Source organism: Sphingomonas piscis, assembly GCF_011300455.1.
Classification (GTDB): Bacteria; Pseudomonadota; Alphaproteobacteria; order Sphingomonadales; family Sphingomonadaceae; genus Sphingomicrobium; species Sphingomicrobium piscis.
Map to the genome: position 1 here is coordinate 1,660,323 of NZ_CP049869.1, position 11,678 is coordinate 1,672,000.

Consider the following 11,678-nt stretch of genomic DNA (forward strand, 5'->3'; position numbering starts at 1 on the left):
GGAGATAAGATTGCAATTGCTGCCGCCAGAACTTGCCGAGTGGGTGCATCTGATGATGCAGAACTACGGCCTGTGGGCGGTGTTCGTGCTCGTCTTCCTGGAAAGCAGCGGGCTGCCATTGCCGGGCGAAACGGCGCTGGTGACCGCGGCGATCTATGCGGGAACGACCGACGGCTTCGCGCTTCACGAAGTGATTGCCGTGGGGACCGCGGCCGCGGTGCTCGGCGACACGATGGGCTTCTTCATCGGGCGGACTCTCGGGCTGAAGGCGATGGAGCGGCTGGCGCGCCGGTTTCCAAGCGCCGAGCGAAGGCTGTTGGTGGGCGAGTTCCTCTTTCTTCGCCACGGCGGCAAAATCGTCTTCTGGGGCCGCTTCGTCGCTCTGCTCCGCGTGCTGGCCGCGCTACTGGCAGGCGCAAACAAAATGCCGTGGCGGCGGTTCGCGGTCATGAATGCGCTAGGCGGGCTGTGCTGGGCGACCTTCTTCTCGGTCGTTGCCTATGCCTTTGGTGACGTAATTCGCCGCATCGAGGGGCCGCTGGGGCTCACCCTGCTTGGGCTGACCTTATGCGGCATCGTCATCGGGTTCGTCCTGTTCCGCCGCTACGAGCAGCGGATCATCGACCATGCCATCCGCGAAATGGAGAAGGCGAACAGCGCCCGGGTCGAGGCACCCGAACTTCGGTCGGCGTCCAGCGAGGCTTAGCCGCCCTTACCTGTCTTCTTGCTGTTCCCGGAGCCGCTGCCGCCCTTGCCGCCACCGCCGCGGCCGCCCGCACCCGCCTTGGTTCCGCCTTTTGCGTTGACCGACGCCTGCTCGCCGCCTGCCGTCTTCTGAGCCATCTCAACCTCTCCTGTTTACTTGTGCCCGCCGTGACCGGCGTTCTGTTTCGATCCGGTGCGGCTGTCGCTCTCGCCCTTGGCGTGCGCCTTCTTGTTGCCGCCGATGTCGCCGGTGCGCTCCTGGTCGAAATCGCCCTTTTTCTTGTGATCGGTCATTCGCTCCTCTCCTTCGAATCGCGGTTGCCGGCGCGGGACAAGGCGAACAGGGCGCCGCCGATCGCGGCTGCGACCGCAACCTTCTTCACCAGGCCGGTCTTGTTGTGCCGCCACTCGGCGGGCACGCCCATTTCCTTGGGAATGTTGGGCACCTTGCCCCGAGTGAGGTCCTCCACGAGGCCCTCGACCATGTTCACCCGGTCGGCGCCCATCAGCAGCATCCAGTGCGCCCAGTTGGACTCGCTCCAGCGGAACGCAACGCGGCGGATCATGCCACTAAGGTACCGCGGCGGACTCGCGGTTCCGAACACTGCCGGAAGCTGCTTATGCTCGACCGACTGAAGCAACTCAACGTCGGGCTGCTGCTGGGCCGGCCGGACCCACTCGCCGCTGTGATCGTCGCCCGAGCGGTCGCGATATGGGTAGGTGGGATCGTTTTGCGGGTTTGCGTCCACGCCCCAGCCGACAATGCTGGACGTGTCGAGCGCCGTTGCTGACGTTTCGATCACCTTCGGCCCTGTGGCCGGGCGGACGATCAGGTCGGTGTCGCTCATGTGTCGTCCTCCTTTAAGCGCCCGCCGGAAGCAGAACCGGCTTGATCATATTGTCGAGCTTGTCCGAGAACATGTGATAGGCATCGCCGATATCCTCGAGCGGCACCCGGTGGGTGATCATTTTCTTCGGCTCGATATGCCCGCATTTCACATGCTCGATGAGGCGGGGAAGCAGGCGCTTCACGCTGGCCTGGTTACCGCGCAAAGTCAGACCCTTGTTCACCACATTGCCGATGGGCACGACATTGCCGGTTGGGCCGTACACGCCGACCACGGAAACGACGCCGCCCTTCTTCACCGAGTTGATCGCCCAGTGAAGCGCAATGGCCGAGCCGGCCTCCATCTTCAGGCGCTTGCCGAAAATGGTCTGGAGGATGCTTCCGGTCGCCTCGGCACCGACAGCATCGATGCACACGTCGGCGCCTAAACCGTCCGTGGTCTTCTTCATGAAGACGACGACGTCGTCCAACTCCTTGAAGTTGTAGACCTCGGCCGGTGCGAACTCGCGCACGAACTCCAGTCGGTAGTCGATATGATCGAGGACGATTACGCGGCCGGCGCCGAATAGCCAGGCGCAGCGCGCGGCCATGATGCCCACCGGGCCGGCGCCGAACACGACCACCGTGTCGCCCTTCTGGATGCCGGCCATTTCCGCTGCCTGATAGCCGGTCGGAACGACGTCGGTCAGAAGAACTGCGTCGTCCGGGTCCATCCAGTCGGGGATGATCTCCGGCCCGAAGTCGGCGTAGGGCACGCGCGCATATTCCGCCTGGCCGCCATGGAAGCCGCCGGCCGTGTGCGAATAGCCGAAGATGCCGCCGACCGCCGTCGCAGAAGGATTGGACTCGTGGCAGTTTCCGAACAGGCCCTGCTTGCAGAAGTGGCACTGACCGCAGGCGATATTGAACGGCACCAGCACATGGTCGCCTACCTTGAGGTTCTGCACCTCGGGGCCGACCTCCTCCACGATGCCGGTGAATTCGTGTCCAAAGGTGGTCCCAACCCGGGTGTCGGGCACCATGCCATGGTAGAGGTGGAGGTCCGATCCGCAGATGCAGCTGCGCGTCACGCGCACAATGGCGTCGCGCGGATGCTGGATCGTCGGCATGGGCTTTTCATCAACGCGCACGCGGTAGGGGCCGCGGTAATCCATTGCTCGCATTTGCGCCTCGCGGATCGAGATAGAGCGGGGCTAACGCGTTCAAATCAGGGCAGTTGCGCCTTCTAACCTGGATCAGGCGCGATTAATCGTCCTCATCTTCATAGCCGACCAAGTTCAGCTCCCGCGCCTTGATCTGGTGGGTCATGCACCAGTGCATCAGCGCATCCTCACGGCCATGAGTGATCCACACCTCCTTGGGCGCGACCTCGCGGATGGTTTGGGTAAGCTCGTCCCAGTCGGCATGGTCGGAAACGATCAGCGGCAGCTCGACGTTGCGCTGGCGGGCGCGCTGACGGATGCGCATCCAGCCTGAGGCCATGGCGGTGACCGGGTCGGGCAGGCGGCGCGACCAGCGGTCGTTTAGCTGGCCAGGCGGGCAGATGACGATATGCCCGGCCATCTCCGCTTTGGTCGCCTCGCCGCAATGACGAAGCTCGCCGAGCGGGACTCCGAGTTCCTCGTAGAGGCGGCACAGGCGTTCCAAAGCGCCATGATAGTAGATCGGGTCATGGTGCCCGCGATTGCGGATTTCGCAGATGAGCCGCTGCGCCTTGCCGAGCGCATAGGCGCCGATGAGAATGCAGCGGTCCGGCTCGTCGTGGAGTCGCTGCAGCAGCTTGTCGACCTCACTGCCGGTGTCCGGGTGACGGAAGACAGGGAGGCCGAACGTCGCCTCGGTGATGAAGATGTCGCACGGCACCGGCACGAAGGGCGCGCAGGTCGGATCGGGACGGCGCTTGTAGTCGCCGGAAACGACTACCCGCTCACCGCCAAATTCGAGGACGATCTGCGCTGAGCCGAGCACATGGCCGGCGGGAACGAAGCTGACGTCCACCTCGCCGATGCGTGTGCTTTCGCCAAAAGCGACGGGCCGGGCATTCTGCTCGCCATAGCGGACGCCCATGATCGCGAGAGTCTCGGGCGTGGCCCAGACCTCGCCATGGCCGCCGCGGGCGTGATCGGCATGGCCGTGGGTGACCAAAGCCTTCGCCTTTGCATCGGACGGATCGACCCATGCGTCGGCGGGACGCACGTAAATGCCTTCAGGAAATGGCTCGATCCAGGAACCCAGGCGCCCCATCGGGAGATATAGCATCCGAAACGAAACGAGGTTCCGGATAGGAGACGGCAAGTGGACGAAGGTTTGTGGACATCGGTGACCATCGTCGGCGCGGCGATCCTCGGCATCGTGATGTTGTGGGTGGTGCTGAAGAACCGCAAGGCGACGCGCGGCCCCTCCAACGATCGGGCCGAAGCGGCTACGCACAACCTCTATGAGCAGGAGGAACAGCGCCGGCGCGAGGGCACCGACGGTCTCTGAGCCGGCCAAGCTGCCGGACGTCGTCCAGCGCTGGTTCGACCAGCGCGGATGGACGCCGCGGCGGCACCAGTTGGAAATGCTGGAGCGTGCGCGGGCAGGTCGCCACGCGTTGCTGGTGGCGGCGACCGGTGCCGGCAAGACGCTGGCGGGCTTCCTGCCGACGATCTGCGACCTTGCCGAGGCGCCGGTCGACGGGCTTCACACGCTCTACGTCTCGCCGCTGAAGGCGCTCGGCGTCGACGTTCAGCGCAACTTGCTCGGCCCGATCGAAGAGATGGGTCTCGCGATCAGGGTCGAGACCCGCAGCGGCGACACGCCGTCCGACCGCAAGGCGCGGCAGCGGGTGCGACCGCCCAACATCCTGCTGACCACGCCCGAATCGCTGAGCCTGCTGCTGAGCTATCCGGACAGCGTGACGATGTTCGCGGGGCTGAAGACGATCGTCATCGACGAGATGCACGCCTTCGCCCGCGACAAGCGCGGTGACCTTCTGGCGCTGTCGATGTCTCGGCTACAGACGCTCGCGCCGGAACTGCGGCGGGTCGGCCTGTCCGCCACGATCGCGGACCCCGATGCCTACCGCAGCTGGCTCGCGCCTGACGCCGATATGGAATTGGTCGACGTATTGCAGGGAGATCCGGGTGCCGAGCCGGACCTGTCGATCCTGATCCCCGACGGCCGGATCCCGTGGTCCGGCCATAGCGGCCGCCACGCGGTACGCGAAGTGATGGAGCTGATCGAGCAGCATCGCACCACCCTTGTCTTCTGCAATACGCGCAGCCTCGCCGAGCTGATCTTTCAGGATCTGTGGGGGGTCAACGACAAGAGTCTGCCGATCGGGATTCACCACGGCAGCCTTGCACTGGAGGCGCGGCGCAAGATCGAAGCGGCGATGAGCGACGGCAAGCTGCGCGCGCTTGTCGCGACCTCCAGCCTCGACCTCGGCATCGACTGGGGCGACGTCGACTTGGTGGTGCAGATGGGGGCCCCCAAGGGCAGCTCACGCTTGCTGCAGCGGATCGGCCGCGCCAACCACCGGCTCGACGAGCCAAGCAAGGGCATCATCGTTCCCGGCAACCGCTTCGAATATCTCGAGGCACGCGCGGCGCTGGATGCGGTGGGCAACCGCGAGCTCGATCCGGAAAGCTTCCGCCCCGGAACGCTCGACACATTGGCACAGCATATCCTCGCCTGCGCCTGCGCCGTCCCGTTCGAGCAGGCGCAGCTGCTTCGCGAAATCCAGGGAGCCGCGCCATACGCGGGGCTGACGCAAGAGACGTTTGAGCGAGTCATGCAATATATCGCGACCGGCGGCTATGCCCTGCGCGCCTACGACAAGTTCCGACGGCTGGTGGAGGAGCCGGAAGGTTCCGGTCACTGGCGGATCACGCGCCCGGCGGTGGCGGCGCAGCACCGGCTGAACGCCGGCATCATCGTCGACAATCCGATGATGGAGGTGCGGTTCAAGAATGGCCGGCGGCTCGGCAAGGTGGAGGAGGGCTATGCCTCGACGCTGACGGTCGGCGACCACATCTTCTTCGCCGGTCTGAGCCTGGAGGTTGAGCGGTTCCAGGACAGCGACATCATCGTGCGCGCCTCTTCGAAGGACGCGCGGCTGGTGACCTACGGCGGCCAGCGCATGTCGATGACGACGCACCTGGCGGACCGGGTGCGCGCCTTCCTCGCGGAGCCGGAGCAGTGGCAGCGCTTCCCCGAGGGCGTGCGCGAATGGCTGGAGGTGCAAGAGCGTCGGTCGCGCCTCCCGCAGCCGGATGAGTTGCTGGTCGAGACCTTTCCGCTGGAGGGCCGTCACTACATGGTGATGTACAGCTTCGAAGGCTGGAACGCCCACCAGTCGCTCGGCATGCTGATCAACAAGCGCATGGAAAAAGCGCGGCTGAAGCCAATGGGCTTCGTCGCCAACGACTATGCGATCGCGGTCTATGGGCTGGAGCCGATCACCGACCCGGCGGCCTTGTTGTCGCCCGACATCCTTGAAGCCGAGTTCACGGAGTGGGTCGAGCAATCGATGCTTCTGAAGCGCGCATTCCGAGAGGTGGCGGTGATCGGAGGGCTGGTCGAACGGCAGCACCCCGGCAAGCGCAAAACGGGCAAGCAGGTCAGCTTCTCAACCGACCTCATTTATGACGTACTGAGGCGCTACGAGCCTGAGCATCTCCTGATGACCGCAGCCTGGGATGACGCCCGTGCCCGCATGACGGAGCTCGGCCGTCTCGTCCGCCTGGTGGAGCGGGCGGCGCAGCAGATGGTGCATGTCTCCGCCGAACGGGTGACGCCCATGGCCGTGCCGCTGATGGTGATCGTCGGCCGCGAGGCGATGCCGCCGGGCGGAGAGGCGGACGAAAGCTTGCTGATCCAGGCCGAAGCGTTGGCTCAAGAGGCGATGGCTTAAGCTTATTCATTGCCGAGCCACATCGCCTGTGCGACCCTACGGGCATGAAATTTCTCCTTATCGCGCCTGCATCGTTGATGTTGTCCGGCTGCATTGTCGGCACCGCCGTCGACGCGGTGACCCTGCCGGTCAGGGTCGTTTCGAAGGGCGTCGATCTCGCCACCACCAGCCAGGCCGAGGCCGACCAGAAGCGCGGCGCCGAGCTTCGCAAGGAAGAGGAACGCCGCGGAAAGGAAGTGCGGGCGATGGAGGAACGTTGCCGGCGCGGACGCGCGCTGCCGACCGACTATTGCGCCCGCTAGGTGCGCTACTTCCTCGATACCGAATTCAACGGTTTTGGCGGCGCGCTTCTTTCCCTTGCCCTGGTGCCGGACGATGGCGAGGAGCTTTATCTCACACTGCAGTGCGCCGACACGATCGAGCCATGGGTCGAGCGGCATGTCGTGCCTTACCTAGACACGGTGCCCGACGCGCTACGCAACCCGCCGCTGACCCGCGCCGAGGCTGCCAAAACGGTGGCGCATTATCTGCAAGCTGACGAAGCGCCCTACATCACGGCCGACTGGCCGGAGGACATCGCCCTATTCTGCATGCTGCTGATCACCGGTCCGGGTCAAATGGTGCCGGTGCCGCCGCTGCGGTTCGAGGTGCTGACCCTGTTCGGCTTCAGCACTGCGGCGAATAGCGCCGTGCCGCACAATGCGCTGCACGACGCCAGGGCGCTCAAGGACCATGTGCTTACCCTCTTGGAATAGGCTGGCTTTTCGGGTTTAAGCCGATTCCATGGTTCCCCTTTCGTTCGCCGGCCACGATTTCCTTGCAACCCCCGAAGGCGCGCTGTTCTGGCCGGCACGAAAGGCGTTGCTGGTCGCCGACCTGCACCTCGAAAAAGCGAGCTGGTTCGCGCGGCTCGGCCAGTTCCTTCCGCCCTACGACAGCCATGCGACCTTGTTGGCGCTGAAGGGCGAGGTCGAGCGGACGGGGGCGGAGCGGCTCTACTGCCTGGGCGACAGCTTTCACGACAAGTTCGGGTGCGACCGGTTGCCGGACAATGCCCGCGCGTTGCTCCTGTCACTGACGGGCAGGCTCGACTGGACCTGGATCCTCGGCAACCACGATCCCGGCTTTGCCGATCACTGCGGCGGCACGCTGATCGAGGAAATGGAGGTCGACGGCATCATGTTGCGCCACGAAGCGGACCCGGCTGATCCGCGGCCCGAGATGTCCGGCCATTTCCACCCGAAGCTGCGGCTTCAGATCAAGGGCCGGCGCGTGTCGCGCCGCTGCTTCGTTGCGTCCGAGAGCAAACTGATCCTGCCGGCGTTCGGCTCTCTGACCGGCGGGCTCGACGCGGCGCACCCGGAAATCGTCCGCAATGTCGGTGCCCAGGCATCGGCGCTGGTGCCGGTGTCGGACCGGCTGCTGCGCTTCCCGATCGCCGCCTAAAGGCTGCGAACCTCGATCGCCATCGCGCCGGTCGGCGATAGCACCAGCCGCACGTCTGCCGGTGTGCGGCGCCCGAACGTCGCCGCTTGGAGCTCGTTGCGGGCACCATGCCGGTCGAAGCGGTAGCCCTCCGCTTCCGCCGCCTCGGTGATCCGTCGCAGATGTTCGTCGAGATTGACGATGGCTTCTTCCGGATCGAACCGCATCATTTCCTGAATATCGCGCGGGTGATCGGTTGCCATCTGCCACCGTCATCGACGGGAAAGGAGCGCGCGGCAAGCCCCTTCGCGTTGTGCCGGCCCCGGCCGCGCCTTAGATGAGGGTCATGTCCAATCCTCAACCGCCCCTTCAGGCGGCGATCATTCCCGTCACCCCGTTGCAGCAGAATTGCACCTTGCTGTGGTGCACCAAGACGATGCGGGGCGCCTTTGTCGATCCCGGCGGCGACCTTCACAAGCTGCGCGCCGCGGCCGCGCAGGCGGGCGTCACCATCGAGAAGATCCTGCTGACCCATGGCCATATCGACCATTGCGGGTCCGCTGGCATATTTGCCGAGGAGCTTGGCGTTCCGATCGAAGGTCCGCACGAGGACGACCTGTTCTGGATCGCCCAGCTCAAGGAGGACGGGCATCGCTACGGGATCGAAGGGCGTCCGTTCACGCCGGCGCGCTGGTTGGAGGACGGCGATCAGGTCCAGGTGGGCGAGCTGACGCTGGACGTCCGGCACTGCCCCGGCCACACGCCCGGCCACGTCGTCTTCCACCATCCTGAATCACAGCTCGCCTTGGTCGGCGACGTGCTGTTTCAGGGCGGCATCGGCCGCTGGGATTTCCCGCGCGGCAATCATGACCAGTTGGTCGGGTCGATCACCGGACGCCTTTGGCCGATGGGGGATGAGACCGCCTTCGTGCCAGGTCACGGTCCCATGTCGACCTTCGGGCGGGAGCGGGCGAGCAACCCCTATGTCGGCGACCGGGTTCTTGCGCGTTGAGCGGCTTGCGCTTTTTCCGGCTTTCGCTATAGGAGCCGCGGTTCGCGACGATCCCCCCGCCGCCGTCGGGCTTGCCTGACGAGACTCGGCGACGATCGTCGCAATTTTTATTGTTTCATTGAGCAGGTGCCGGAATGGCTGTCCCTAAAAGAAAAACGTCGCCCTCCAAGCGCAACATGCGCCGCAGCCATCACGCGCTGTCGCCCGTGAACTTCCAGGAATGCCCGAACTGCGGTGAGCTTCGCCTGCCGCACAACCTGTGCTCGTCTTGCGGCCACTATAATGGTCGTGAGATCGTCTCGAGCGAGGCCTGAGCCTAAACGGGAGCGAAAGCGCGCTGATGCCAACCGGCCCGCGCATCGCAATCGACGCCATGGGCGGAGACTCCGGACCGGCAGCGATGCTGGCCGGAGCCGCGCGTGCATTGCGCAAGGACAAGACGCTCCATTTCCTCGTCTTCGGTGACGAGGCTGCGGTTCGCGCCGAGCTTGCCAACCACAAGACGCTGACGCCCAACGTCACCATCGTCCATTCGCCCGAATCGATCTCTTCCGAGGAAAAGCCGAGCCAGGCCATCCGCCGCGCTCGCACCACCTCGATGGGAATGGCGATCGGCGCGGTTAAGGACGGCCATGCCGATGCCGCCGTGTCCGCCGGCAACACCGGGGCCCTGATGGCCATGTCCAAGCTGGCGCTGCGGACGATGCCGGGGATCGACCGGCCTGCGCTTGCGGCCCTGCTGCCAACCATGGGCGAACATGACTGCGTAATGCTCGACCTTGGCGCCAACACGGAATGCGACGCACAGAATCTGGTTCAGTTTGCGGTCATGGGTTCGGCCTATGCCCGGACGGTGTTGTCGATTTCCAAGCCACGGGTGAAACTGCTCAACATCGGCACGGAAGAGCTGAAGGGCACGGACGAGCTCAAGGAAGCCGCCGCCTTGCTTCGCGACGCCAACTATCTGCCGCTGAAATTCGACGGCTTCACCGAGGGCGACCAGCTGTCCAGGGGCAATATTGACGTGGTCGTCACCGACGGTTTTTCGGGCAATATCGCGCTCAAGACGGCGGAAGGCACCGCCCGCTTCGTCACCGACCTCCTGCGCCGGGCGTTCAAGAGTTCGCTGCGGTCGAAGGCCGGCTTCGCTTTGTCCAAGCCGGCGCTGAACCTACTCAAGGTTCATCTCGACCCCAACAATCACAACGGCGCCGTCTTCCTTGGGCTCAACGGCCTGATCGTGAAGAGCCACGGCGGCGCGAACCCGAAGGGCGTGGCCAACGCCATCTTCGTGGCCTCCAGCATGGTCCGCAACGACATCACTCGCCGGATCGGCGAGGATCTCGACAACTTCCGGGCCCATGCATTCGCCGCGGCGGAGCAGGCCGCGCAGTGACTCTTCGCTCCGTTGTTCTCGGCACCGGCTCCGCCCTTCCCGCGCGGCGTGTCGACAATGCCGAACTCGCAAAGACGGTCGACACGTCTGATGAGTGGATCGTCGAGCGCACCGGCATCCGCAGCCGCCACATCGCCGGCGAGGGCGAGACGACCGCAAGCCTTGCGACCGACGCCTGCCGCCAGGCGCTCGCAGCGGCCGGGCTCCAGCCGCAGGACATCGACCTCATCGTCCTGGCGACCGCTACGCCCGACCAGACATTCCCGTCGGCCGCGACCAAGGTGCAGGCGACGCTCGGCATCAATGATTGCATCGCTTTCGACGTCCACGCGGTGTGCACCGGCTTCCTCTATGCGCTGAGCGTCGCCGACTCGATGCTGCGCTCCGGCAATGCCACCACGGCGCTGGTGATCGGTGCCGAGACCTTCAGCCGCTTGCTCGACTGGAAGGACCGCGCGACCTGCGTCCTCTTCGGTGACGGTGCGGGCGCGCTGGTGCTCCAGGCGCAGGAGGGCGAGCGCGGCATTCTTGCCACCAAGCTGCACGCCGACGGGCGCCATAATGACCTGTTGTTCGTCGACGGCGGTCCGTCCACCACCGGCACCGTGGGGAAGCTGCGGATGAAGGGCCGTGAGGTCTTCCGGCACGCGGTCGTGAACCTTGCCGAGGTGTTGTCGGAGGTGCTCGCCGCCGCCGGGCTTTCTCCGGACGATGTCGACTGGGTCGTGCCGCACCAGGCCAATGCGCGGATCATCGACGCGACCGCCCGCAAGCTCGGCCTTCCGGCTGAAAAAGTGGTCATGACGGTCGACAAGCACGCCAATACGTCCGCCGCCTCGGTGCCGCTGGCGTTCGACGTTGCGGTCCGCGACGGCCGCATCAAGCGCGGCGACCTGGTGGTGCTGGAAGCGATGGGCGGTGGCTTTACCTGGGGCGCCGCCGCGCTCAGCTATTGATAAACATGAGGAATCAGGCGACAACTCGCATTGTCGGGCGCGCTGAATTCCGTTACGTTAATGTAACTGACTGGCGAGAGACTCGGCATAGGGGGCGGAGGAATTGATGGCGGATCTTGGCATCGCGCGTCTTGGCAAAGATGAAACGGCGGGTGGCACGCTGACCCGCGCGGACCTTTCGGACCGCATTCACGGGCAACTTGGCCTGTCCCGCGCCGAGTCGTCGAGTTTCGTGGAGCGAATGCTCTACCACATGTGCCATGCGCTCTCTGAGGGCGAGAACGTCAAGATTTCTGGTTTCGGCAGCTTCATCCTGCGCGACAAGGGACAGCGGGTCGGCCGCAATCCGAAGACCGGTGTCGAAGTGCCGATCGCACCGCGTCGTGTCATGACCTTCCGCGCCAGCCAGATCATGCGCGACCGGATCGCGAAGTAAGCCG

General features: G+C 65.0%; 17 protein-coding genes. 11 read left to right on the forward strand and 6 right to left on the reverse strand.

What is annotated here, in order from left to right; genetic code table 11:
• Positions 1–16: 16 nt before the first annotated feature.
• On the forward strand, positions 17–706 hold the full coding sequence (locus G7077_RS08340) for a DedA family protein (RefSeq protein ID WP_206367608.1): 690 nt from the start codon (positions 17–19) through the stop codon (positions 704–706).
• Here the strand turns inward: G7077_RS08340 and G7077_RS08345 are convergent.
• From G7077_RS08345 to G7077_RS08365, 5 genes are all read right to left on the reverse strand, one after another.
• Positions 703–843 (reverse strand): hypothetical protein, encoded by a 141-nt coding sequence (locus tag G7077_RS08345; protein WP_166411298.1) that lies wholly within the window; start codon positions 841–843, stop codon positions 703–705. The two genes, G7077_RS08340 and G7077_RS08345, sit on opposite strands and share 4 nt — an antisense overlap.
• A gap of 15 nt (positions 844–858) precedes the next feature.
• A complete protein-coding gene (locus G7077_RS08350) occupies positions 859–999 on the reverse strand; it encodes a hypothetical protein (protein ID WP_166411299.1) in 141 nt (46 codons plus the stop codon).
• Positions 996–1,553, reverse strand: a complete 558-nt coding sequence (locus G7077_RS08355) for a hypothetical protein (protein ID WP_206367609.1) — start codon at positions 1,551–1,553, stop codon at positions 996–998. Before G7077_RS08355 ends, G7077_RS08350 begins: the two co-directional genes overlap by 4 nt.
• Before the next feature lie 13 nt (positions 1,554–1,566).
• Positions 1,567–2,706, reverse strand: coding sequence for a zinc-dependent alcohol dehydrogenase (locus G7077_RS08360; protein ID WP_206367610.1), 1,140 nt, complete (start codon positions 2,704–2,706; stop codon positions 1,567–1,569).
• A gap of 91 nt (positions 2,707–2,797) precedes the next feature.
• The gene (locus G7077_RS08365; RefSeq protein WP_206367741.1) at positions 2,798–3,787 is read right to left on the reverse strand and encodes a ligase-associated DNA damage response exonuclease; all 990 of its coding nucleotides are present in this window, start codon (positions 3,785–3,787) and stop codon (positions 2,798–2,800) included.
• A gap of 60 nt (positions 3,788–3,847) precedes the next feature.
• Here G7077_RS08365 and G7077_RS08370 point away from each other — a divergent pair, with 60 nt between their 5' ends.
• Genes G7077_RS08370 through pdeM form a run of 5 tightly spaced genes read left to right on the forward strand, consistent with a single transcriptional unit; the run spans position 3,848 to position 7,895 of the window.
• Positions 3,848–4,036: a hypothetical protein gene (locus G7077_RS08370; protein WP_166411302.1), complete on the forward strand. Its 189-nt coding sequence runs from the start codon at positions 3,848–3,850 to the stop codon at positions 4,034–4,036.
• Complete coding sequence (locus G7077_RS08375) at positions 3,990–6,449, forward strand: ligase-associated DNA damage response DEXH box helicase (RefSeq protein WP_166411303.1); 2,460 nt, start codon at positions 3,990–3,992, stop codon at positions 6,447–6,449. Before G7077_RS08370 ends, G7077_RS08375 begins: the two co-directional genes overlap by 47 nt.
• A 44-nt stretch (positions 6,450–6,493) precedes the next feature.
• A complete protein-coding gene (locus G7077_RS08380) occupies positions 6,494–6,751 on the forward strand; it encodes a hypothetical protein (RefSeq protein ID WP_166411304.1) in 258 nt (85 codons plus the stop codon).
• Positions 6,752–7,204: a hypothetical protein gene (locus tag G7077_RS08385; protein WP_166411305.1), complete on the forward strand. Its 453-nt coding sequence runs from the start codon at positions 6,752–6,754 to the stop codon at positions 7,202–7,204.
• 28 nt (positions 7,205–7,232) lie between these two features.
• Positions 7,233–7,895, forward strand: coding sequence for a ligase-associated DNA damage response endonuclease PdeM (gene pdeM / locus G7077_RS08390; RefSeq protein WP_166411306.1), 663 nt, complete (start codon positions 7,233–7,235; stop codon positions 7,893–7,895).
• Here the strand turns inward: pdeM and G7077_RS08395 are convergent.
• A complete protein-coding gene (locus tag G7077_RS08395; RefSeq protein ID WP_166411307.1) occupies positions 7,892–8,137 on the reverse strand; it encodes an aminotransferase class IV in 246 nt (81 codons plus the stop codon). The genes pdeM and G7077_RS08395 overlap by 4 nt on opposite strands.
• 83 nt (positions 8,138–8,220) lie before the next feature.
• Between G7077_RS08395 and G7077_RS08400 the strand changes: the two genes are divergently transcribed.
• The 5 genes from G7077_RS08400 (at position 8,221) to G7077_RS08420 (ending at position 11,674) form a co-directional block, all read left to right on the forward strand.
• Positions 8,221–8,886 carry an MBL fold metallo-hydrolase gene (locus G7077_RS08400; protein ID WP_166411308.1) on the forward strand — a complete coding sequence of 222 codons (666 nt, stop codon included), beginning with the start codon at positions 8,221–8,223 and terminating at the stop codon, positions 8,884–8,886.
• 134 nt (positions 8,887–9,020) lie between these two features.
• The gene (gene rpmF / locus G7077_RS08405; protein WP_166411309.1) at positions 9,021–9,200 is read left to right on the forward strand and encodes a 50S ribosomal protein L32; all 180 of its coding nucleotides are present in this window, start codon (positions 9,021–9,023) and stop codon (positions 9,198–9,200) included.
• A 26-nt stretch (positions 9,201–9,226) separates the two neighbouring features.
• Complete coding sequence (plsX, locus tag G7077_RS08410) at positions 9,227–10,282, forward strand: phosphate acyltransferase PlsX (RefSeq protein WP_166411310.1); 1,056 nt, start codon at positions 9,227–9,229, stop codon at positions 10,280–10,282.
• Positions 10,279–11,238: a beta-ketoacyl-ACP synthase III gene (locus G7077_RS08415; RefSeq protein ID WP_166411311.1), complete on the forward strand. Its 960-nt coding sequence runs from the start codon at positions 10,279–10,281 to the stop codon at positions 11,236–11,238. Before plsX ends, G7077_RS08415 begins: the two co-directional genes overlap by 4 nt.
• Before the next feature lie 106 nt (positions 11,239–11,344).
• A complete protein-coding gene (locus G7077_RS08420) occupies positions 11,345–11,674 on the forward strand; it encodes an integration host factor subunit alpha (protein WP_166411312.1) in 330 nt (109 codons plus the stop codon).
• Positions 11,675–11,678: the final 4 nt, after the last annotated feature.

Excerpts from the sequence above, each read along its gene's own strand:
- G7077_RS08345 (WP_166411298.1), bottom strand. The coding sequence starts at position 843 with ATGGCTCAGAAGACGGCAGGCGGCGAGCAGGCGTCGGTCAACGCAAAA.
- G7077_RS08350 (WP_166411299.1), bottom strand. The coding sequence starts at position 999 with ATGACCGATCACAAGAAAAAGGGCGATTTCGACCAGGAGCGCACCGGC.
- G7077_RS08355 (WP_206367609.1), bottom strand. The coding sequence starts at position 1,553 with ATGAGCGACACCGACCTGATCGTCCGCCCGGCCACAGGGCCGAAGGTG.
- G7077_RS08360 (WP_206367610.1), bottom strand. The coding sequence starts at position 2,706 with ATGGATTACCGCGGCCCCTACCGCGTGCGCGTTGATGAAAAGCCCATG.
- G7077_RS08375 (WP_166411303.1), top strand. The coding sequence starts at position 3,990 with ATGAGCAGGAGGAACAGCGCCGGCGCGAGGGCACCGACGGTCTCTGAG.
- G7077_RS08380 (WP_166411304.1), top strand. The coding sequence starts at position 6,494 with ATGAAATTTCTCCTTATCGCGCCTGCATCGTTGATGTTGTCCGGCTGC.
- pdeM (WP_166411306.1), top strand. The coding sequence starts at position 7,233 with ATGGTTCCCCTTTCGTTCGCCGGCCACGATTTCCTTGCAACCCCCGAA.
- G7077_RS08395 (WP_166411307.1), bottom strand. The coding sequence starts at position 8,137 with ATGGCAACCGATCACCCGCGCGATATTCAGGAAATGATGCGGTTCGAT.
- G7077_RS08400 (WP_166411308.1), top strand. The coding sequence starts at position 8,221 with ATGTCCAATCCTCAACCGCCCCTTCAGGCGGCGATCATTCCCGTCACC.
- rpmF (WP_166411309.1), top strand. The coding sequence starts at position 9,021 with ATGGCTGTCCCTAAAAGAAAAACGTCGCCCTCCAAGCGCAACATGCGC.
- plsX (WP_166411310.1), top strand. The coding sequence starts at position 9,227 with ATGCCAACCGGCCCGCGCATCGCAATCGACGCCATGGGCGGAGACTCC.
- G7077_RS08420 (WP_166411312.1), top strand. The coding sequence starts at position 11,345 with ATGGCGGATCTTGGCATCGCGCGTCTTGGCAAAGATGAAACGGCGGGT.